The sequence below is a fragment of the Symmachiella macrocystis genome, from assembly GCF_007860075.1.
In the GTDB taxonomy this organism is placed as follows: Bacteria; Planctomycetota; Planctomycetia; order Planctomycetales; family Planctomycetaceae; genus Symmachiella; species Symmachiella macrocystis.
On sequence record NZ_SJPP01000001.1, the window covers coordinates 4,167,020 to 4,188,061 of the forward strand.

The following is a 21,042-nucleotide window of genomic DNA, read 5'->3' on the forward strand; positions in this document are numbered from 1 at the left end:
GTCAGTCTTCTTCATTTGTTGAGTCTAATGTAGTGCCCCAGAGTCGCAGTGAAAGCGAATGGACTTTCCAGGAATTGGCAGGTGTGTCCGCATTAATATTGGCGTCGGCTGCAGCGGCATCCTCGGGGACACCGGCGCTCAACCCCAAGGTGAGTTCGCCATTTTCCGAAATCGTCAAGGCCTCGGGGTCGTCGATATCAATAACCACTGTCCCTACGGGATCCGTAACGGTTTCCAGGCTAACCACTTCATCGCCTTTGACACCCAGGATCTCAATCTGGCCCATGAGCCCCGACACACCGATCTCGATGCGTGCTTTGTTAGCCGTTAGCGGCAGGAAGGCCGGGGGGACCTGAACGCTGAGCCACGTCGTACTGAGACTGGAACGCGGCTGCCATTCTTGTCGGCCGTCGTCCCAAAATCCTGAGGGGGATGAACCGTCCGGTGGGCGAGTTGTGACGTAATCCAGTAATGGCGACGGAATGACAACGTCAGTCCCCGCAGGGGGGCGGCTGAACTTCAAAGGTGCAATGACCAACGTGTCACCTTGCTGCTGTAAATTGTCCCCAAAATCAAAGCCATGCTCCCAGTCATTGACCCAGACCAAAAGCTGGGGTTGATCCAGAGAGGATTGCCAGCGCTGATCGCTGAAGAGTTGTTGCAAAATTCGCCGTCTGCGGTCCTGAGCGTCATTCAGCAGAGTGGCATTGAGGAACTGATCCGGCTCCAAGACATCTTCAGCACTCGCTGTGAAGTTGCCACCTTCGGCCATTTGTGCGCTGATCCGTCCGCGACGCGTCGCCACCATAGCGTCTGAGCCTGTGGACATTTTGCCGGAAGATTTGCCCACAATTCCTTGCCCGTCCAGTGTTGCTTGCGCTTCTAGCCGGTCGGCATCTTCGCCGGACGCAACGAATTGATACGTCGCTAAACCGGTCGGCTGGGTCAGGCCATCCCAGTGATAAGTCCCTAGATCGGTCGTAACCATCCGAGACGTTTCTCCGCTTTCCCCAGTCAGGTTCGGTATCAACTCGCCCCCTTGGGATGTCTGGATCTGGTCGTCTCCCCCTTCAGGCCGATAGACCACAATGGCTCCATGCGACAGAACATCGTCTGTCCCGGCAATGGCCTGCACAAGCTGGACATCTGCAATTGTCTCAGTCGTCCCATGACGATTCGAGAGTCCGACGCCGAAGAACAGCATCGCAAAAATCATTGCTAATAGGGAACCGCACCAGCCAAAATGTTCTAGACGGCCCAATTTCCATAACCCAACTCCGGCGGCAGCCAGGAGAATCAAGAAACCGCACATTGAACCAATAATCAGCGTCGCCGACGGGACTTCGTAGGAGACAAACTCTTTTGCGAACACTTCCAACGCTTCTGGAGGAAGCGGTTCGTCATCGCGTCTGGCGAAGATAAAAGGAGCAATGTCTTCCATCGGCCCGTGCGGGGCAAATTTTGCCACCATTTCGGCCATGCCGGGAGGTGGTGTCTTCATCGTTTTTGTAGGTTTGAAGGGCGGTGGCGGAGGAGCCAATTTCATCCAGCCCCGCGGGCCGAGTGTGGTGATCAGCACGCGTCCGTCGCCATAGGATCCGGTCAGTGCGGCAGGCCATCCATTGACGGTGTTCCAGACAGTCATGCCCGGCACATCGACACGTGCCATTTGGACCGGCTCATCGTATTCCAAGGTTTGCCCCACGATCCCTTCGGGAACCTGCAGCGAGGGTGGATCATCGACCCGTACGGACGTAAGTCCTACCTGATCCACAACCGTTCCTTGAAATTCGTCACCAAATAACCGCTCCAGTAGCTCCGGGCCGGTCCGATCGAGCATGATCCATAGCCGTCCCCCGGAGTGCACCCAGCGTCGCACAGCTGTGAGAGCGGCCAAATCATCCACAAGGCGATCGTCAGCGATCACTAGATGGTCCAAGTGATCCAGGCCATTTTCCTCAGCGGGCAGAAATTGACCTGCCAGAAAACTGACCCGATTATTAAGCCCTTGGTAGACCCGGTTTGCGATGACAAGGTCCACGACTTCCCTCGGCACGTCCCCGGCCGAATCCCATCCGGACACAATTCCGGTATTTCGACCGTCTGGAGTAATCGATAATGCCTGGCTGTGCTGAAGTAGCCCGGCACGATTTTTGAGCAATACCTCTTTCCCCTGCGATTGATCAAACAGCAAAGAGATCACGTTCGCGCGACCGCTGGGGAATTTGTCCGCTGTGGGGAACAAGACGGGGTGAGAAAGCACTAACTTGGAATGAGCAGGCAACCAGATTTTTCTGCCATACTGAAGAGTCGAAGCACCATCAAAATAGCTGGTGCAAAGTAGCTCCTTAGGAGTGTCCCCATCATTTTCCAGCCGCAGGGAAAACTCGCCCCAATGCTCAGGCACATATGTAAAACTGCCGAGCCTTGAGTTGGCCTCCAGCGTCAGCCTGACCTCCGATGAGTCATCCGCTGCGGGAGCGGCCTGACTGAATGCAGATCGAGTCAAACCCAGAACCAACATCAATGTGATGGACAAGGTTGTCAGACGGATCACAAAGTTATTGCGCATGATGGACAGGCCAGGCCTTCATAAGACAAAGGTAAGGCGTCGCGTTCCTTTGTCTGAGGGGCTTTTCAACAGGTCGCGAATCCAGTTGTCAATTCCAACGATTTTACTGGTATTTATTGGCGATTGTACTGATCGATATTGGCTGTCGCAACCCAGCGAAAAACGCAACGGCCAAATGTCGGCACCGCGGAGAAAGCCGGCTTTTGATCAGATCGCCCTCAAGCGACACGCCCGGCATTACTCACCAACCTTGCATTTGTTAAACTACCTTCTCCATCTGTATGAATTGCCGTCGTGCCGACGTTCGCGTGGTCTCGCCGCAATCCTGATCCCGGCTAGCACAGGCATAATTGAGATTCGCATGACCGCCATTCTGGGCCTTTCGGCGTTTTATCACGATTCGGCCGCCGCGCTGATCATCGACGGAGAAATCGTCGCCGCTGCGCAAGAAGAGCGTTTCACCCGCATTAAACATGACTTCGCGTTTCCGCAAAACGCGGTCGATTATTGCCTAGCCGAAGTGGGCATCACACCCGAGCAATTGAATTACGTCGGTTTTTATGACAAACCGGTCACCAAATTTGAACGACTGCTGGAAACCTATCTCGCCTTTGTCCCGGCGGGATATCGCTCGTTTCGACAAGCCATGCCGCTGTGGCTGAAGCAGAAACTACACCTACCGCGCGAACTGAGTCGCGGTCTAGGGGGGGGCTATGCGGGGCGGTTTGTCTTCACCGATCACCACGAGTCGCACGCTGCCAGCGCGTTCTTTCCGTCGCCATTTGAAGAAGCAGCCATCTTGACGATCGATGGCGTCGGCGAATGGTCGACAACCTGTTTCGGCGTCGGTCGTGGCAATAACATCCAACTGGCAAATGAAATCCGCTTTCCACATTCGCTGGGCCTGTTGTATTCCGCCTTGACTTACTACACGGGATTTCGCGTCAATAGCGGCGAATACAAAGTCATGGGACTGGCTCCCTATGGACAACCGGTTTACAAGGACCGGATTTTGGAACATGTCTTGGATTTGAAGGCGGACGGCTCGTTTCGCATGGACATGAGCTACTTCAACTATTGCCAAGGCCTGACGATGACGTCGGAAAAGTTCCATAAACTATTCGGCGGCCCGCCGCGTGAAGCCGAGTCGGAGGTCACGCAGCGCGAAATGGACTTGGCGGCCTCGGTGCAGGCCGTCACCGAAGAGGTCATGCTCCGCATGGCGCAACACGTTCATGAGGCGACCGGACTGAAGAACTTGGTTCTGGCTGGAGGCGTCGCCTTAAACTGTGTGGCCAATGGGCGGATTCTCCGCGAAGGGCCGTTTGAGAACATTTGGATTCAACCCGCAGCTGGAGATGCCGGGGGCGCCTTGGGGACGGCGTTGTTTATCTGGCATCAACTACTAGAAAAGCCGCGTACGCCAAGCACGCCCGATCAGCAGCACGGGTCCTTTCTCGGTCCGCAGTTTTCCGAGGCCGAGATCCAGCAAACGTTGTCCCAGCACAACGCTGTTTATGAAGTCTGCGACTCGGATGAACAACTTTGCGAAGAAGTGGCGGAGTTGATCTCGCAGCAAAACGTGATCGGCTGGTTTCAAGGACGCATGGAATTCGGACCTCGCGCGCTGGGCGGACGCAGCATTTTGGGGGATGCCCGCAGCCAGAAGATGCAGTCCCTCATGAACCTGAAAATCAAATTCCGAGAATCGTTTCGCCCTTTCGCCCCGATCGTGCTGCGGGAATATGTCGATCGCTATTTCGAAATGCGGCCCCAGGAGGACAGCCCTTACATGCTGCTGGTGGCCCCCGTGCACCCGGACATCCGCACGCCACCCAGTCCGGAACAAGAACAGGCCTTTGGGATCGACAAACTCAATTTTTGCCGGTCAGAAATTCCAGCGGTCACGCATGTCGATTACTCCGCACGTGTGCAGACAGTTGACCGTGACCGCAATCCCCTGGTTCATCAACTGCTGACGTGTTACTATCAAAAGACCGAGTGTCCGGTGCTGATTAACACCAGTTTTAATGTGCGGAGCGAGCCGATTGTCTGTACTCCGGAAGATGCGTACCGTTGTTTTATGGCGACCGATATGGATGTGTTGGTCCTCGGGCGACACGTCTTGTTGAAAGCACAACAGCCTCAGCAAATGAGCGAAGCGGAACGCAACGAACACCTTGGTCAATTCCAACTGGACTGACAGCAGGCAGCCCTATGAAACTTGTTGAGATCGACTGGCAGCCCACGAGCCGAAAATTGCGGCAGTTCGGCGGCATCTGTGCGTTCGCCTTGCCCTGCCTCGGATGGCTTTGGGGCGGCAGCAGTTCGGTCATCATGGCATTGGCTGTCGTGGGAGTGACGCTGGCAATTCTTGGTCTGGTTTGGCCGCGCGGAATCCAACCGGTGTTCTTGGCAATGATGATCGTGGCCATTCCGGTGGGATTGGTGCTCGGGGAATTGGGAATGCTTTGTGTCTATTTTGGAGTCTTTCTACCCATCGGAATCATCTTCCGATTGATGCGCCGCGATGCCCTGCAGTTGAAAACCGCGCGTAGCTCCGCCAGTTACTGGCAACCAAAATCGCAACCACGCGATGCCACCAGGTATTACCGCCAAACGTAACATACAAATGTGGTCATGCCGCTTGGCATCCACATCTCAGGTAAGGAAAATTGAGCATGTCGCCGCAGGCCGAACCTGAACCGACTGAATCAAACACCGAAGCGAAAACTGAATTCGAACAGGCTGGCGAGGAAAAGCCGCTTTCGCTTGTGCAAGAATTCGGCATGTTCATCATCGAAAACAAGGCGTGGTGGATGATTCCCATCGTCACCGTCTTGGGCTTGGTTGGACTGTTGGTGCTATTGGGGTCCACCGGGGCGGCCCCGTTCATCTATACGTTGTTTTAACAGTCGCCGCGTTCATCCCGGCGATGTTTGCCGCATCGCCGCCGAACCCCGTTCACCCTCGTCCGCTCGAGTGGGGCGAGCATGCTGCGCCCATTCCAACGCCGACTTCGTTGCTTGTCTTTCGTCAAACCACTTCCGTCAGCCCGGCATCTCCCATGACCTACAAAATCCCCAAAGTGCAAGCCGTACCGATTGCCGATTCTCAGGTCTCCTTTGAGGTCGAGGGGACTGAACGACTGCGGTGGCATGCGGGGAGCCGCTATACCCGGCCGCATTTTTATCCTCTGCTCGGTCCCAGCGGAAAACCACTCACCCGGATGGGACATCCCGCGGCGCCGGATCATGATCATCACAAATCGATCTGGTTCGCGCACCACAAAGTCGCCGGTCTGAATTTCTGGGGGGATAACAACAACAATCGCGCGCGGCAAGATAATTGGGTGCATTACCAGGATGGCGATGAAGAAGCGGTGATGGTCACCGACATCGGTTGGTACGATGGACATGCGGCGAAGTTGATGCAACAACGACTGTTCGCTGCCTTGCGCCCTCTCCCCGACGGGGAAACCTGGCTTGAATTGCAAACCCGCTTTACACCGACTGGGAATTCGTTGCTGTTGGAAAAAACCAACTTCGCGTTTTTGGCAGTGCGGATGGCCAAGTCGATCAGCAATGCCTACGGCGGCGGACAACTAACCAACAGCCAGGGAGCAATCGGCGAAGCAGACATTTTTGGCAAACCGGCCCAATGGTTGGATTACAGCGGGCCGATTGCTGATGAGATCACCGAAGGTATCACCTACTTCAGCCACCCCGCGAACCCCCACACGCCCAACAGTTGGCACGTCCGCAAGGATGGCTGGATGGCTGCGTCGGTCTGCATGCACAACGGCATCGAAATCACCAAGGACCAACCGCTCGAATTACGCTTCGCTCTCCATGCCCATGCGGGAGCCGTCGACAACGAGCGCGCGCAGTCGCTCTTCAACGACTACACCGCAAGTCCCCCCTACGAAGTCATCAAAGCCCTGCCGCCCTATCGGGTGCTGGTACAGCGCCGTGAGGTTTGATCTGCAAAACACGCTTTCGTTTGAGGGCCTGCTGGCCTCAGAACGCCCGCTCTAAATGTCAGCGCGTTTTGCTGCAATGATGTCATCCAAGATTTGGTCCAGCGGCATGACCGGTTTGCGGCCGAGCGTTTTTTCTAACTTGGCCACATCGGGGACGCGGCGGCGGATGTCTTCGAAATCGTCGCCATAGGCTTCGCTGTAGGGAATGTATTCGATCGCGATTTTGGGATCGATTTTCGCGACGACCGATTCGGCCAACTCTCGAATCGAAACCGATTGATCGCTGCCAATGTTGAACACATTTCCCGCGGCCGAAGGTTCGTCCATCAGATCCTTGACGATGCCGGCCACTTCGCCGACATGCCCAAAGCAACGTTCTTGCCCGCCATCGTCGTAAACAATCACTGGCCCACCCGCCAACGCTTGATCGACAAAGCGGGGGATCACCATCCCATAATTCCCGACCTGCCGCGGCCCGACGACGTTAAAAAATCGGCCGATCACCACATTCAGATTGTATTTTTTCGAATACGCTAGCGCCAAAAATTCATCGATTGCTTTGCTACAACCATATGCCCAACGGGGCCGCGTCGTGGCACCAAAATGCAGGTCATCTTCTTCGGCCCACGATTCCTTGAAATTCTTGCCGTAGACTTCGCTGGTCGAGGCGAGAAAAAACTTCTGCCCCCCTTGGACCGCTAAACGCAGCAGGACTTCAGTGGGATAGATGTTGGTTTCGATCGTGCGAACGGGGTCTTCAGCAACCAGTCGCACTCCAACGGCAGCGGCCAGATGATAAATCGCGTCAACACCGCTGACCGCTTCGCTCATCATCACCGGATCGGTAATCGACCCGGCCAAAAAGCGAAACCGTGGATGCTCACTCACGCCGCGTAGGTTCCCCTGCTCACCGGTGGAAAGGTTATCCAGCACGGTCACTTCATGCCCATCGGCAAGCAACAGTTCCGTGAGATGACTCCCAATAAACCCGGCGCCGCCGGTAACGAGGCAATGTGACATGAGATGGTTGGTCCTGATCGGTGATTGCAGCCCGTGCCGCGGGAATTCATAGAAGGAATTGAAGAGGGTACATTATAGGCGACGCGGCAAATGAGCAACAGCGGCGAACATAACATCGCCAAGGATAAGCAAACGTCAGTCTGACGCTGAGCGGCGAATCTTTCATAAAACTGTCGGCTCACGGCGAGTCGAGATCGAAACACCGCAATTGGTTTTACAATTTTACACAACCCGTTAGGCTGATAAATGCATGACGTGCAAAACATTGGCATCATCGCGAGCTAAGCAACCAGTCCTAACAGTGGGGAATCCGCATCGTGCTGCAATTCAAGCGATTTTCGAGGTTGACCTACAATTTGCCGGTACGTGACTTGCCGCAACTGGGAATCAGCCGCTCCTCAAACTTCGCCTTTTGCCTATTCGCGACGCTAGCCACTATTGGCGCTAACCCATTGTTTGCGCAGGACGTCGAATCGCCGGATCCCCATCCGCTCAAGACGGCCGATACATCGAGTCCGCGGGCGACCTTGACGAGCTTCTTGGAGACGTTTGATGAGGTGCATCGTCGTTTTTATGGGGAAGGCAGAAGATTTCGCAGCGACGCAACACGCCGCGCATTATCGGCCCGTGCCACGCGTTGTCTGGACTTGAGGGACGTTCCGGAGTCAGTTCGCTACAACGTGGGCAGGGAAGCCGCAGTCTGTCTGAAAGAGGTACTCGATCGAATCGAGTTACCGCCGGAGGATGACTGGCCTGATGCCGAGCAAGTCGCGACTGAGGAACTCACACGTTGGACGATTCCGGACACGGAAATCACGATCGCCCGGGTCAACGAAGGTCCTCATGAAGGCGAATTCCTGTTCACTCCTGCGACCGTGGAGCGGGCCGTGGATTTTTATACGATCGTCAAAGACCTTCCGTACCAGGACAAGGAGATGGTGACACCATACATGATTCAATTCTACCTCGCCGAACCGGGCTGGATGTTGCCCCGGCCGTGGATACGAGCATTGCCGTCATGGGCTCGCGCGCGGTGGTTTGGTCAAGCGGTGTGGCAATGGGTGGCTCTGATTCTCACGTTGGTGGCGGCGTTGGGACTGATGTTGACAATTTATGTGTTCGGTCGACGGCGTGCGCACGTCTTTCGGTCCAACGTCATGCGGTACTTGATAACTATTGCATTTCCTGTCGCGGCGATGTTGGTTCCTTTGGCTGCGGTCTATTTCATTGGCGAACAGATACGTGTTAGCGGAACCGTGCTGTTAGTCGTGGGGTTTTCATTACGTCTAGTCTTCTTTTTTGCGTTGATCGTTGTATTGCTGGGAGCCGGCAATCGTATTGCGGCGTTGGTGATTGCCACGCCCTGGATTCAGCCTCGGGGACTGGACGCGCAATTCGTGCGTCTCGTTAGCCGCGTGGCCAGCATTGTCGCAGCGATCATCGTCTTTTTAGAGGGCGGGCAGCGGTTCGGGATTCCGCTCAGCACATTGTTGGCCAGTGCCGGGGTCGGCGGGTTGGCGGTCGCATTGGCCGCGCAAGACACACTCAAAAATGTGTTCGGCAGCGTGATGATCACGCTGGACAAGCCGTATCGGGTTGGGGAACGGATTGTTACTAAAGGCTACGATGGCTTGGTGGAAGAGATTGGTTTGCGATCCACCAAGATTCGGTTGCTGAACGGCCATCAAGCTTCGATTCCCAACGAGGAGATGGCCCGCAGCGACATCGAAAACATCGGCCGCCGTCCCTATATACGACGTGCGGCGACGATCGAAATGCCTTCCTTTACACCCGTCGCCAAAATCAATCGCGCTTTGGAGATCGTTCGTGATGCGCTCCAAGATCATGAAGGAATGAAAGAAGATTTTCCGCCACGAGTATATCTGCGGGACATTAACCCGGCATCAATCGGTATTTTAGTGATCTACTGGTATCACCCGCCCGACTATTGGGAATACCTCGCCTTCAGCGAAAAACTCAATCTGCAACTTATGCAGCAATTTGAAGCGGAGCACATCCCGTTTGCCAAGCGGACGCTGACGGTTGAAATGTCCGACACGGGCAAACAAGGCGTGGCTCAGGGTGAAAGCGATGAGGTTTGAGCCGCTGTGACGCGACGGCTTTTCCTGCGCAACCCTCAAACCTGCACATCACCATTGATCACACGGCTATTGAACCGCAGATCAACGCGGTCGATGCACAATGAGACCGGGGGCGTGCCGGCGGGGATTTTTAGTTCGCCGGGGGACGTCTTTTCCAGCAGCACGGCGATGGCTAAGCCGCGGCCGATGCTGAAGTTTGCGCCGGGGGCGGGGCTGTCGAGGCGGTGGGTGAGTTCGAAGCTACTGTAGTGCGGAGCGCCGCTTGGGGAAAATGGCGGTTGGAATTCGAGCGTGCCGAGTTCTTGCCGCTTCGTGGGGTTCTTGTCTCCATCGGCAAAGCGAAACATCACCATCCGGCAGCGGAAATGATTCGCGAACAACTCTTGATAGGCTTGCTCACTGGCCGCCGTCGCACAGGCGCGGACCGTCATTTGGAAGGAGCCTGCACGTGGGTTGCGCATCTCTTGGGCCAGCAATGCCGTCGCGTCGGCGGGAATTGTCACCGCGGTTTCGCCACCAAATCCGAGGGCGACATGGTGCGCATCGTTGCTGACGATGTGACGCACTGCGAAGGCGCTTTCCGGTTTCCCCTCCGGCAGAGGGGCAGCTCGCCAGCCCTTGGGGCGCGAACCGGTGGTCACCGGCATCAACGGCATCTCGCCAGCGCAATCCTTATCCAGCAACAGGTCGGTGGAGTACATCGGGACCCGGGCGATGTTGCCGCCCGGGGTAGCCGGCTTTTTGAGTGCCGGTTCGTTGCCCATCAAGCCATAAATCGGTTGGCCGCCGGTGAGCGAATGTTCGCGGCCTTCGGTGTCTTTGAACCGTGTCGTGTGGTCGATCCCCAGCAGGTGGAAGATCGTGGCCGTCACGTCGCCGCCACTCACCCGATCGCGCGCCGGGTACCCGCCGGTTTTGTCACTGGCGCCGTAGACCTGCCCTTCGGAGATCCCCGCTCCAGCCATGGCAAAACTGAACACCGGCCCCCAATGATCGCGGCCGCCGGAGCTATTGATCTTCGGCGTGCGTCCGAATTCACCGATGGCGACCACCAATGTTTCATCCAGCAGACCGCGTTGATCCAGATCATCGATCAAAGCGGTAAAGCCGACATCAAACATCGGACATAACACGTCTTCAACACGGTCGGCGTTTTGAGCGTGCGTGTCCCACATCGGATTGTCGACAGCCGAGTCGCCCGGTTCGCGAGTCCAGTTTACATGCACCAACCGCACGCCGACTTCCACCATGCGACGCGCCAGCAGCAAGCATTGCCCCCACTTGGTCCGGCCGTAGCGCTCGCGGACTTGGTCCGGTTCGTTTTGAATACGAAATGCCTCGCGCACCCGTGCGCTGGTCAGCAAGTCAAGTGCTTGGCCTTGGAAGGTGTCATACACATCGGCGGCGCGATCGCGCTCGATCGTGTCGAAGCGTTGTTCGAATTGTTTGAGCAACGAAATCCGCTGGTTCAGCCTGAGCGGTTCAATGCCGGTGAGGTTCATGCCTTCGATTTCGAAGTTCGGATCGTTGGGGTCTCCTTTAAAGCGGTCGGGATCCCATTGCCGTCCGAGAAATCCGCCCGTCTGCCCGGCGGGGGTCACGTTTTCATTCAGCCGCATAATGTCCGGCAGCCAGACCGTCGACAGTGCCGGCAGCCGCTCGCTCGGTTTCAGTTTTTTGACCAACGAGCCGAAGTACGGCCAGTCGGTCGGTGTGATCGTGCGCGCGTTCGGCCCGCGATAGGGATATCCGGTCAGCACTTCGTAGGCGCTGGAGGAGTGGATGTTGTTATCCGTCGCCAACGAACGCACGATGGCCAACTTATGCGCGATCCGCGCCGTGCGGGGGAGCAACTCGCAGAAGTTCTCACCGGGGATCGTTGTTTGAATCGGTTGAAACGGGCCGCGGATTTCCAGCGGAGCGTGCGGCTTGGGATCAAACGTCTCATGCTGCGGCGGACCGCCCTGCAGCCAGACATAAATCACATTCTTGGCCCGTCCAAACATCGGATCGTCGGTGACGAGCGAGGACTGTTCTTTTGCTTGCAGCAAACCGGGCAGCGTCAGCCCGAATGTGCTCAGCCCCCCAATACGCAGCACCTCGCGACGGGAAATCCCGTCACACAAGGCATGGGGCGTATCGTGGATGGAGAACATAGAAGTCACCACTTTCCCGTAAGTCGGCCGTCATTGGCTGGACATTTCAACGAATACTAATATATCGGCGACCGAGGCGGACGGCAATATTGGGTCGTGGTATACTGTCGGGGCGAGGCAGCCGGAGTGTTGTCGTTACGTCAAGAACCACGGAGGTGTACTATGACGACTGATAAGGAAAAATCGCGGCGGAGTTGGGTTGTTTACTCGGTCCTTGCGATTCTTGTGACGGTGGGACCGTACGTGAGCGGGTATTTCTTGCTGAGCGACTCCCATGGAAGTCCGCTCAGTTCTGGCATTTGCGTTCGCGACTTCGATCATGACATTCTACGGCGGGCATTTGTACCGATGGGATGGATTGAGGCCAAAGTACGGGGCACATTGGTAACTCTTTGGTCGGTAAATGGTCATGACGTCTATTACCCCAGTCGGTGAAACCAAACTGTACGACTCTCTAATATCCGAAGCTTTTTATACGACTGTTCGTGATGGTCCAGCCCGGTATCGTCGTAACTCAAAAGGTGACCCATGACGACGGATAAACCGAAATGGTGGCAGAGTTTGGTTGTTTACGCGATTGTCGCGTTGCTGGTGACGGTGGGGCCGTATGTGGGTGGGTACTTGTTGTTGGGGGAGTATTCACAACTCTTTATGCCAGACATGCATAATGACCTTACTTTCCACACCCGGAGATTCAAAAGTAAAACAGAGAGTATAGTATTTTTTCCCTTAGCGTGGGTGGAAGCGAAGGTTCGCAGTGAGAATGTTATTGTCTACAGCCCTGTCAACGCAGATTTTTACGAACCCGGCTGGTGAGATCAGCAATTCAAATTACATTACAGCTAGGTAACGGGTGAGCCGCCCGCAAACTGGTCCGCCGACGGCAAACATGCTAAATTATGCGTTCGCCGGTGAAATCCCCCCCTGCAGTCGTTGAGTCCGCTGTGCGGACCCTAGGGGCGAATCACCCCCCGGCAGAGCCGGGGGCTACGGGGTGGGCGTTTCGGCAAATTAACGATCTCTCAGCCCCCGGCTTTGCCGGGGGGTAAAACATATTTCGCAAGCAGAAAAGCAGAAAGACCACGACCATGTTGGGTGCGACACTGAATCCGAAAGAATACCTGGACCGCTGTAGCGAAGTCTTCGATACGCTCGACCTGAGCCAAATCGAAGGGCTGAGCAATGACATTTACGAAGCCTACGAAAACGATCGCTTTGTGTTCATCATCGGCAACGGCGGCAGCGGGTCGAACTCGTCGCACTTTTGCGAAGATCTCGGCAAAAGCACGCTCAATCGCGAGGACTTTCTCAACGACGACAAAAAGCGGCTGAAGGTGCTTTCGTTGACCGATAACACCCCCTACATCCTCGCCTGGGGCAACGACGAAGGGTTCGACCGCGTGTTTGTCGAGCAACTCAAAAACTTTGCCTCCGCCGGCGACGTGTTGATCTCCATCAGCGGCAGCGGCAACAGCCCGAACATTCTCAACGCCGTCGAATGGGCCAACAAGCACGACCTGACGACCTGGGGCATCACCGGCTACGATGGCGGCAAATTGCAGGGGCTAGGGCAAAAGAATCTGCACGTGCCGCTGGACGACATGGGCATGGTCGAATGCGTACACCTGATCGCCTTCCACTGGGTCCTGAACGATTGCTACGCCCGCATCAATAGCTGCGGACGCTATGAAGCAGCAGCGAAATAACCTGTCGGCGTCGAGCTAAGAGACGGCAACAACGCCTCAGTCTGCACCCATTGCCAATGGCCAGCGCTGCGGTTTTGGTTCTTTTGGTGATTCGCGTAGTACGCCCCAGCGGCTGGCTTGCCAGGTTTGGCCGCTGGTGACATCTAGCGCCGTCAGCCAGCCATAGTTATAGCAGGCGGTGTCGATGCACTTGACGTAACCCAGGTCAAGGATTTCGCCATCGCGCTGTTCGGTATGACCGACGATAACCGTTTTGCCCGACATGTGCGGGCCGGGCAGGGGGGCGTCGAGTAGTGACCAGCGGAGCACATACTCGGGCCACTCTTCCGGTGGCGCATCGTCCAAATAGTTGGCATGCACGAAGATGTGGTCGTCCGTTTCGTAATAGTCGCGGCAGCTGCGGATGAAGTCGAGATGAGCTGCGGGGATCACGTCGATGCCGCCACAGAATCGATACGAATTGAGCGTTTGCACGCCCCCGTACATCAGCCAGGAATTCTTGGCCGATTCACTGCCCAGCGAAGCAAGTAGCATCTCTTCGTGATTCCCCTTGAGCATGATCACTCGGCATCGCTGACTCAGGGCGATCAGCGTGTCGATGGCCTCCCTCGTTTCGCGCCCCTGATCGATAAAATCGCCCAGGCAAACAATCGTGTCGTCGGGCTGGGGGTCAACTGCAGCCAACACCGCGTCGAGCGCATGCGTGCATCCGTGGATGTCGCCAATCGCCACAATGCGGCAGGGTTGTTCAATCACCATTGCGGTCATGCCCCATCGCGGTAATGCCCTGTGGGTGGCTGCTTGGATTGCTAGCGTGCGACTGCGAATTTCGGACTATCCCAGATCCCGCAAAGTGCAACAAGAGAAGAGTTTACGAGATCACCCCGCACCTAGTCGTGTGTCATCAGCAACATAACGCGAATTGCTGTTCAGTCGCGGTAGGGCTGCCCTAAAGGCGATGCAACTAGTTGCAAATAAAATGTGTCGGATCCTGGGTATTCTTGGGCTGGTCTTCATAGTTCGAGAATATCACAGGGTTTGTCTAAATTACCGGAGTGCAAACAAGTGCAAACAGCATGGGGTTTAATCTTAGTTTCCAGTCGCTGCGCTGGACGTTTCACCTGCGCCGCGGTTAATATGGCGGGTTCTCTTAAGAAACAAGAACATCGGCCTCTCTGTCCAATAAATGAACCGTATCGATATGAGTGACGCGACGAATCCTCCGCCCGATGAACTCGTCCCGGACGAAGTCATCCCACACCGGACGTTGCCGCCGCTGCGCTACCGCGATATGCCCCGGCCGATTTCCTGGAAGAAGATGATCGGCCCGAGCATCATGCTGGCCGGGTTGTCGCTCGGGTCCGGGGAATTCGTGATGTGGCCCTACATCGTCTACAAGGCGGGGTTCATTTTCTTTTGGGCCTGCGTGCTGGGGGTGATTACACAGTATTTCCTCAACATGGAGATCGAACGCTGGACGCTCGTCACGGGTGAAAGCGCGATCACCGGGTTCTGTCGCCTGAGTCGCATTTGGGTGCCGGTGATGCTACTCATGAACATCCTCCCCTGGGCTTGGCCCGGTTGGGCCACCGGTGCGGGGACCATGCTGAGTTGGTCGATTTACGGACCGGTGATTCGGGCCGAAGCGGAATTCGCGGATGTTTCTAATGCCGAAGTCCCCCCGGGCCTGACCCAGCTGGCGGCGATATCGTATGGCGAAACCGGCAAGGGCTCCGGCTTGCTCACCTGGAGTGGACCGATGACTGTCGAACAACAAGAGCAACTGGCTGCAGCCAGCAATGCGCCGCAGTTTCAACAGGCGGTCGATGAGGTGTTTTCTAAAATCACCAACAAAGAGGGGGTGGATTACGATGCGCGATACGTTCCCTACCTCGGCATCGCTGGACTCTTCATCGTGGGCGCGATTCTGACCGCTGGGCCTGTGGTCTACAACACCGTCGAACGCATACAAACCATTCTGGTCGGACTGATCTTCGTGACCGCTATCGGCTTGGGCATCATGATCATCAAGCCCTATGCGATTGAGCAGATGCTGACCGGCGCGATGAGTTTCGGGCAAATGCCTGCTGAATCGGCCGACTTGGGGACGATGGCTTTGCTCGGCGCGTTGGCCTTTGCAGGGGCAGGGGGGACGATGAATCTCGGGCAGAGTAATTTCATCAAAGACAAAGGCTACGGCATGGGCCAATACATCGGCCGCATCACCAGCCCGCTCACCGGTCAAGAAGAAGCAATCAGCGACGTCGGGTATCACTTCAAACATACCGACGAAAACATGGCCCGTTGGCGGCATTGGTGGCGGGCGGCGGGGATTGAGCACTTCTTCAGTTTCTTTCTCACCTGCCTGATCTGTCTGATGCTGCTGACGTTGATTTCGTATTCACTCTTTTACGATGCCGACGGCAATCCGGTTGCCGGAACTGAAAGCTACGGCAAAGGCCTGGGCTTTGTTTGGGGGCAGGCGGAGCTCATCGGAACACAACTGGGCGGGGGCGTGAAGTACGCGTTCTTGTTGATGGGCATTGCCATTTTACTGACGACCGAATTAGGCGTCCTGGACGCCACAGCCCGGATCTCCACCGACATCGTCAAAGTGAACTTACTACGCGACAATGAAAACTGGTCCGCCAGCCGTTTGTATTTTCTGTTTCTCTGGGGCGAAATCATTCTCGGCTCGTGCATCCTGCTGTACGGCACGATCGACCCTTCGTTCAAGGAACCGTTGTTCTTGCTCAAAACATCGGCAGCGATGAATGGCGGCGTGATGATGATTTATTCGGTGTTGCTGTTGTATTTGAATAACAAAATCCTTTCGCGCAGTCTCTCCATGACGCCGCTGCGATTTGTGGCGATCATCTGGTCCTGCGCATTCTTCGGCTACTTTACGATACAAGCGCTACAGCTTTCGGTTTTACCCTACTTGTTTGATTGATACACACTCAGATTACCCTCTGAGCTCATCTCGGAGGCAAAGGATTCTCACATGACACGTTGTCGTTTGATTTTCAGTCTGGCCATTTGTTTCGCCGCTCTGAACACTGCCGCTGCCACAGCCAGTGCCGAGGAATTGCAGCGACTGTCGTATAACGATCCCGACTTAGTGGTCGATTTAGGAGTCGGACTGTGGGCGTTTCCGTTGCCCATGGATTACGACGGCGACGGCGACCATGACCTGGTAGTCTCTTGTCCGGATAAGCCTTACAACGGCACGTACTTCTTCGAGAACACGTCCGGCGACGTTGCCATGCCGGTTTTCAAACCGGGTGTTCGCTTGGGGCCGGGGCACCACCATATGCAGGTCTCTTATGTCGATGGTGAACCGCGTGTGTTGCGGCCCGCTATGGAGTATCAAAACTTTCGCCAGTCACAGCTTTCCGACGAAAAACAACTGCAGCTGTCGGCGAAGGTTTACAAGCCTAAGGGAAGAATCCGCGCCAATCAGTGGAAGTACCTGGATTACAACGGCGACGGGGCGCTGGATATCATCGTGGGTGTTGGCGATTGGACCGACTACGGCTGGGACGATGCCTACAACGAAAAAGGGGAGTGGACCCGCGGACCATTGCGCGGGTTTGTGTTCGTAATCGCTAACAGCGCGACGACGGAAGAACCGGTTTATGCGGAACCTAAACGCATCGAAATCGACGGCGCGCCGCTGGAGGTCTTCGGCTGGCCCTCACCGAATTTCGTCGATTACGATAACGACGGTGATCTCGATCTGTTGTGTGGCGAATTCCGTGACAGCTTCACCTACTTCGAAAATGTGGGGACGCGCACCGAGCCGAAATATTCCGCCGGCAAGACGTTGATGCATGGGGGCAAAAAGCTAACCATGGACTTGGAAATGATTACGCCGACAGCCTTTGATTGGGATAAGGACGGCGATTTCGATTTGATCTGCGGCGACGAAGATGGCCGGGTGGCCTTTTTGGAAAACACCGGGAAGCTCATCGATGGCGTGCCGGAATTTCTGCCGCCTCGATACTTCCAACAACAGGCGCAGAATGTGAAATTCGGTGCACTGTCGACCCCCTATGGTGTCGACTGGGACGGCGACGGTGACGAAGACGTGATTTGCGGCAACACCGCCGGCTACATCGGTTTCATTGAAAACCTGGGCGGCGAAGGAACCGCCACAAAATGGGCGGCACCGGTTCGCATGCAAGCCGACGGCGAAACCATCCGCATTCAAGCCGGCCCCAACGGTTCGATTCAAGGCCCCTGTGAATCCAAATGGGGTTACACGACCCTGAGTGTGGCCGATTGGGATGGCGATGAATTGCCGGACATCATGATCAATTCCATCTGGGGCGAAATTCTCTGGTACCGCAACATCGGCACCCGCACCGCTCCCCAATTAGCAGCTGCTCAACCGGTTGAGGTGCAGTGGCCGGGAGAGACTCCCAAACCGGCTTGGACCTGGTGGAATCCGCGCGGCAAACAACTCGTCACTCAATGGCGGACCACTCCGGAAATGGTCGATTGGAACGACGATGGCTTGATGGATCTGGTGATGCTCGACCACGAAGGCTACCTCGCCTTTTTCCAGCGCAAAAAAAATGGGGAGCAATTGCAATTGTTGCCCGGCGCTCGAGTGTTCACAGATGAGAAGGGAAAATTGCTGCGACTCAACGAGCGGAGCGCCGGTGGCAGCGGCCGTCGTAAAATCCATCTGGTCGACGTCGACGGCGATGGCCGGCGCGACATGTTGATGAACAGCACCAATGCCGATTTTTATAAAAACATGGGCACGCGCGACGACAAGACGGTGCTAAAAAACACCGGCGAAATCGACAAACGAAAAATCTCCGGCCACTCCAGCAGCCCCACGACCATCGACCTGGACGGCAAAGGCGCTCGCGATTTCCTCATCGGAGCGGAGGACGGATATTTGTATTACCGGTCAAATTCGCTAGCGAAGTAAAACGGTGATTTTCAAACTGAAATTGCACTTGGCCTCTAGCAGATTGTTAGGGGCCAAGTGCATTTGTACGGGGGATTATAGAGGGTGTGTTTTGACGTTGGACGTTGCTGGTGAACCGCGTCAGGCGGCTGCCTGACCTACTGGGCTAATAACTAAAGCAATCATTCTTCAAATGTAAAGTTGCTCTCATGCAGATTCACTTGCTTTCCATTCGAAAGTCGCATCTTAGCATTAGCAGCAATTCCCCATATTCGATTGTCACTATCACAATACGAAGTTAATTTTCGCCTCCATCCTTCCACGTCTCCTTTGAATGAAACAGCAATCATGGATACTCCTTCTTGGAGGACCAAATGTACATTGTGTTCGATTGCGCCCCCGGAATGCGGGAGAGGCACATCTTCACACGAAGACATCGCGTTATCCACGAGACGATGGAAGTCCTCTCCTGGACGTGACTCAATGTAAAGGAATTCGCGTCCTTTCACACTGACGGTTCCTGGTATCGTGTGTTCCATGCGTTTTCTAGTCTGTGCAAAATGGAATAAAATTAGATATACCTACAACCGTTTTTTAAACCTTTAAACACAGTGAAAGAACACGCAAGTTGGGTGAAGACCTAGAAGTGGTGGCTGTTGTACTCGTAACGTGTGAGCAGACGCTGTAGTGTGGCTACAGATTCGGGCTTCCCCCAAACCTATTTCGCTTCCCGCTGTGCGGGACCGATATCACCGTTCAGGGGCGCTGGCTGTTTTCGATCAAAGGGCAACACCAAGATGAAAAAGCCAACCAGAAATCCCAGCACGCCGCCGTAAGGCCCGCTTAGCGGCTCAAAGATACCGAGCGCTCCAGCGACGCCGGCTACAAACGGCACGGCATATTCGATCCAATATCTCTTACAAATCAGCCCGGCGACAGTTGCACTGAGTAGGCACAACAGCACGTTCGGAAATGGAATCGGCGTGCCCTTTGCTCTGCCGTGGTGATGTTCATTAATCCACCCAAAAATCACAGCCGCTATTGCCAGCAGCGCCAATAGACGAAACGCAATTTGGAAATATTTCGAGATGGTAGCGATTCGTGCCATTTGGATTTGCCTTAGAAAGTAGGTCAGGCGGTTAACTGACCTACAGAACTGCCTCTTAACATTGATGTGCGACTATCCACCAGACATGCCCTCGTATTCCCAGTGCATTATCTGGCATAACTGATCAACGAATTGCTCCCATGAATGGCCTTGTAGCGATGATACGACTCGTCGGATCTCATCGTTCACCGTGTCAGGGTCAAAGTGGTTAACGATGATCCCAGGTACTTCACCGTGCTGCGATTTAATGCGAGAAATGGCCTTGGGCGTTGCGACAAGGACCTGGAAGTTATTACCGCCTTTCTCTTTTTCTCCTTTCACGCCGATGGTGAGTGTAAACCAAGCAAAATCGTCATAGGGATCGGGCGACTTGTAGAGGGAGAATTCTTCCCAATCCAGGAAGCCGTTTAGGTCAATTTGCTGTACTTCGACTTCCACAATACGAGTCGCACCACAGGGTCTTGGTGTCATTGATTTTCCCCAGATCGGCTGCAGGACCGTCGAATCGGTACTCCCGCTATAACAAACTCCTGCGGCTGCGCCGCCCCGAAAGAATCTTTCGGGGCCACCCATTTAGCCAACTTACTCCAGCGCCTCTTCACGCTCCTCGACACAGGTATCCGGTGGGGTGAACTTGAAATTTCGGGACTGGCGGAAGAACTCTAGCGGGTTGTCGTAGACGATTTTTTTGATCTTTGAATCCGGCATGCCGCGTTTGCGGAGTTCCTGGATGAAATCGGGGACGGCCAGTGGTTGTGAGGGGCCCCAGTCGCCGGCGGAGTTCACCATGATGCGGTCGTCGCCGTACATTTCGATGATGTCGGCGGCGCGTGACGGCGTGCATTTGGTCACCGGGTAGAGTGTCATCGCACACCAGAAGCCTTCTTCCTTGGCCAGCCGCACGGTGTGTTCTTCGACGTGGTCGATCAACACCCGCTCCGGTTCGATACGATCATCTTCGAGCAGCATGTCGACGATCATCCGCGTCCCTTTGTACTTGTCTTGCAAGTGCGGGGTGTGGATCAAAATCAACTCGCGGGTCTTCATCGCCAAGTCGACATGTTCGCGAAAGATCGTCGCTTCGTTTTTTGTGTTTTTGTTCAACCCGATTTCACCGATGCCCAACACGCCGGGCTTGTCCATGAATTCGGGGATCATGGCAATCACTTCCCGCGACAACGAAACGTTCTCCGCTTCCTTGGCGTTAATACACAACCAAGAGAAGTGTTGAATCCCCGACCAGCTGGCCCGGGTCGGTTCGAATTCGGTGAGCTGTCGAAAATAGTCGCGAAAGCCATCAACGCTGCCGCGATCAAAGCCGGCCCAAAAGGCGGGTTCGCTGATAGCCACGCAACCCATCCGCGCCATCCGCTCATAGTCATCCGTCACACGAGAAATCATGTGCACGTGGGGATCAATGTAATACATAGTCTCGCTGCTTTCTCAACTCTCGCTGTTGCCGTTTGTCGGGC

Annotated in this window: 17 protein-coding genes; 10 read left to right on the forward strand and 7 right to left on the reverse strand. The window is 55.3% G+C overall.

Annotated features, from left to right (window positions below; translation table 11 throughout):
* Window position 1: 1 nt before the first annotated feature.
* The gene (locus CA54_RS16285; RefSeq protein WP_146371865.1) at window positions 2-2,572 is read right to left on the reverse strand and encodes a hypothetical protein; all 2,571 of its coding nucleotides are present in this window, start codon (window positions 2,570-2,572) and stop codon (window positions 2-4) included.
* A gap of 361 nt (window positions 2,573-2,933) precedes the next feature.
* Here CA54_RS16285 and CA54_RS16290 point away from each other — a divergent pair, with 361 nt between their 5' ends.
* From CA54_RS16290 to CA54_RS16305, 4 genes are all read left to right on the forward strand, one after another.
* Complete coding sequence (locus tag CA54_RS16290) at window positions 2,934-4,775, forward strand: carbamoyltransferase family protein (RefSeq protein ID WP_146371866.1); 1,842 nt, start codon at window positions 2,934-2,936, stop codon at window positions 4,773-4,775.
* Between the two features lie 14 nt (window positions 4,776-4,789).
* Window positions 4,790-5,197, forward strand: coding sequence for a hypothetical protein (locus tag CA54_RS16295; RefSeq protein ID WP_146371867.1), 408 nt, complete (start codon window positions 4,790-4,792; stop codon window positions 5,195-5,197).
* A gap of 56 nt (window positions 5,198-5,253) precedes the next feature.
* On the forward strand, window positions 5,254-5,484 hold the full coding sequence (locus tag CA54_RS16300; RefSeq protein ID WP_145427509.1) for a DUF5989 family protein: 231 nt from the start codon (window positions 5,254-5,256) through the stop codon (window positions 5,482-5,484).
* A gap of 155 nt (window positions 5,485-5,639) precedes the next feature.
* Complete coding sequence (locus tag CA54_RS16305; RefSeq protein WP_146371868.1) at window positions 5,640-6,554, forward strand: DUF6807 domain-containing protein; 915 nt, start codon at window positions 5,640-5,642, stop codon at window positions 6,552-6,554.
* A 51-nt stretch (window positions 6,555-6,605) separates the two neighbouring features.
* On the opposite strand, the gene CA54_RS16310 is transcribed toward CA54_RS16305, so the two are convergent.
* Complete coding sequence (locus tag CA54_RS16310) at window positions 6,606-7,574, reverse strand: NAD-dependent epimerase/dehydratase family protein (RefSeq protein WP_146371869.1); 969 nt, start codon at window positions 7,572-7,574, stop codon at window positions 6,606-6,608.
* A gap of 317 nt (window positions 7,575-7,891) precedes the next feature.
* On the opposite strand from CA54_RS16310, the gene CA54_RS16315 reads away from it, so the two are divergent.
* Window positions 7,892-9,676 (forward strand): mechanosensitive ion channel family protein, encoded by a 1,785-nt coding sequence (locus CA54_RS16315; RefSeq protein WP_146371870.1) that lies wholly within the window; start codon window positions 7,892-7,894, stop codon window positions 9,674-9,676.
* Window positions 9,677-9,711: 35 nt separating this feature from the next.
* Here CA54_RS16315 and CA54_RS16320 read toward each other — a convergent pair whose 3' ends face one another.
* Entirely contained in the window at window positions 9,712-11,832 is a 2,121-nt protein-coding gene (locus CA54_RS16320; protein ID WP_146371871.1) for a DUF1501 domain-containing protein, read from the reverse strand.
* A gap of 162 nt (window positions 11,833-11,994) precedes the next feature.
* On the opposite strand from CA54_RS16320, the gene CA54_RS16325 reads away from it, so the two are divergent.
* From CA54_RS16325 to CA54_RS16335, 3 genes are all read left to right on the forward strand, one after another.
* The gene (locus tag CA54_RS16325) at window positions 11,995-12,267 is read left to right on the forward strand and encodes a hypothetical protein (protein ID WP_146371872.1); all 273 of its coding nucleotides are present in this window, start codon (window positions 11,995-11,997) and stop codon (window positions 12,265-12,267) included.
* Window positions 12,268-12,360: 93 nt separating this feature from the next.
* Window positions 12,361-12,648 (forward strand): hypothetical protein, encoded by a 288-nt coding sequence (locus tag CA54_RS16330; protein ID WP_146371873.1) that lies wholly within the window; start codon window positions 12,361-12,363, stop codon window positions 12,646-12,648.
* Between the two features lie 272 nt (window positions 12,649-12,920).
* Window positions 12,921-13,538 carry a D-sedoheptulose-7-phosphate isomerase gene (locus CA54_RS16335; protein WP_146371874.1) on the forward strand — a complete coding sequence of 206 codons (618 nt, stop codon included), beginning with the start codon at window positions 12,921-12,923 and terminating at the stop codon, window positions 13,536-13,538.
* 36 nt (window positions 13,539-13,574) lie between these two features.
* Here the strand turns inward: CA54_RS16335 and CA54_RS16340 are convergent, their stop codons facing one another.
* Window positions 13,575-14,297, reverse strand: coding sequence for a metallophosphoesterase family protein (locus tag CA54_RS16340; RefSeq protein WP_146371875.1), 723 nt, complete (start codon window positions 14,295-14,297; stop codon window positions 13,575-13,577).
* 442 nt (window positions 14,298-14,739) lie between these two features.
* Here CA54_RS16340 and CA54_RS16345 point away from each other — a divergent pair, with 442 nt between their 5' ends.
* Entirely contained in the window at window positions 14,740-16,491 is a 1,752-nt protein-coding gene (locus CA54_RS16345) for an Nramp family divalent metal transporter (protein ID WP_146371876.1), read from the forward strand.
* A 51-nt stretch (window positions 16,492-16,542) separates the two neighbouring features.
* Complete coding sequence (locus CA54_RS16350; protein WP_146371877.1) at window positions 16,543-18,483, forward strand: FG-GAP repeat domain-containing protein; 1,941 nt, start codon at window positions 16,543-16,545, stop codon at window positions 18,481-18,483.
* A gap of 697 nt (window positions 18,484-19,180) precedes the next feature.
* Here CA54_RS16350 and CA54_RS16355 read toward each other — a convergent pair.
* The 3 genes from CA54_RS16355 to CA54_RS16365 all read right to left on the reverse strand — a co-directional run bounded on the left by CA54_RS16355 (window position 19,181) and on the right by CA54_RS16365 (window position 20,998).
* Window positions 19,181-19,570 (reverse strand): hypothetical protein, encoded by a 390-nt coding sequence (locus CA54_RS16355; protein WP_146371878.1) that lies wholly within the window; start codon window positions 19,568-19,570, stop codon window positions 19,181-19,183.
* A gap of 72 nt (window positions 19,571-19,642) precedes the next feature.
* The gene (locus CA54_RS16360) at window positions 19,643-20,143 is read right to left on the reverse strand and encodes an Imm8 family immunity protein (protein ID WP_146371879.1); all 501 of its coding nucleotides are present in this window, start codon (window positions 20,141-20,143) and stop codon (window positions 19,643-19,645) included.
* Window positions 20,144-20,152: 9 nt separating this feature from the next.
* Complete coding sequence (locus CA54_RS16365) at window positions 20,153-20,998, reverse strand: TatD family hydrolase (protein ID WP_146371880.1); 846 nt, start codon at window positions 20,996-20,998, stop codon at window positions 20,153-20,155.
* Between the last annotated feature and the right edge of the window lie 44 nt (window positions 20,999-21,042).

Bases quoted from the DNA above. Each gene is read 5' to 3' on its own strand.
- CA54_RS16330 (WP_146371873.1), top strand. From the start codon at position 12,361: ATGACGACGGATAAACCGAAATGGTGGCAGAGTTTGGTTGTTTACGCG.
- CA54_RS16365 (WP_146371880.1), bottom strand. From the start codon at position 20,998: ATGTATTACATTGATCCCCACGTGCACATGATTTCTCGTGTGACGGAT.
- CA54_RS16345 (WP_146371876.1), top strand. From the start codon at position 14,740: ATGAGTGACGCGACGAATCCTCCGCCCGATGAACTCGTCCCGGACGAA.
- CA54_RS16290 (WP_146371866.1), top strand. From the start codon at position 2,934: ATGACCGCCATTCTGGGCCTTTCGGCGTTTTATCACGATTCGGCCGCC.
- CA54_RS16320 (WP_146371871.1), bottom strand. From the start codon at position 11,832: ATGTTCTCCATCCACGATACGCCCCATGCCTTGTGTGACGGGATTTCC.
- CA54_RS16335 (WP_146371874.1), top strand. From the start codon at position 12,921: ATGTTGGGTGCGACACTGAATCCGAAAGAATACCTGGACCGCTGTAGC.
- CA54_RS16340 (WP_146371875.1), bottom strand. From the start codon at position 14,297: ATGGTGATTGAACAACCCTGCCGCATTGTGGCGATTGGCGACATCCAC.
- CA54_RS16325 (WP_146371872.1), top strand. From the start codon at position 11,995: ATGACGACTGATAAGGAAAAATCGCGGCGGAGTTGGGTTGTTTACTCG.
- CA54_RS16350 (WP_146371877.1), top strand. From the start codon at position 16,543: ATGACACGTTGTCGTTTGATTTTCAGTCTGGCCATTTGTTTCGCCGCT.
- CA54_RS16285 (WP_146371865.1), bottom strand. From the start codon at position 2,572: ATGCGCAATAACTTTGTGATCCGTCTGACAACCTTGTCCATCACATTG.
- CA54_RS16305 (WP_146371868.1), top strand. From the start codon at position 5,640: ATGACCTACAAAATCCCCAAAGTGCAAGCCGTACCGATTGCCGATTCT.
- CA54_RS16300 (WP_145427509.1), top strand. From the start codon at position 5,254: ATGTCGCCGCAGGCCGAACCTGAACCGACTGAATCAAACACCGAAGCG.
- CA54_RS16360 (WP_146371879.1), bottom strand. From the start codon at position 20,143: ATGGGTGGCCCCGAAAGATTCTTTCGGGGCGGCGCAGCCGCAGGAGTT.
- CA54_RS16355 (WP_146371878.1), bottom strand. From the start codon at position 19,570: ATGGCACGAATCGCTACCATCTCGAAATATTTCCAAATTGCGTTTCGT.
- CA54_RS16295 (WP_146371867.1), top strand. From the start codon at position 4,790: ATGAAACTTGTTGAGATCGACTGGCAGCCCACGAGCCGAAAATTGCGG.
- CA54_RS16310 (WP_146371869.1), bottom strand. From the start codon at position 7,574: ATGTCACATTGCCTCGTTACCGGCGGCGCCGGGTTTATTGGGAGTCAT.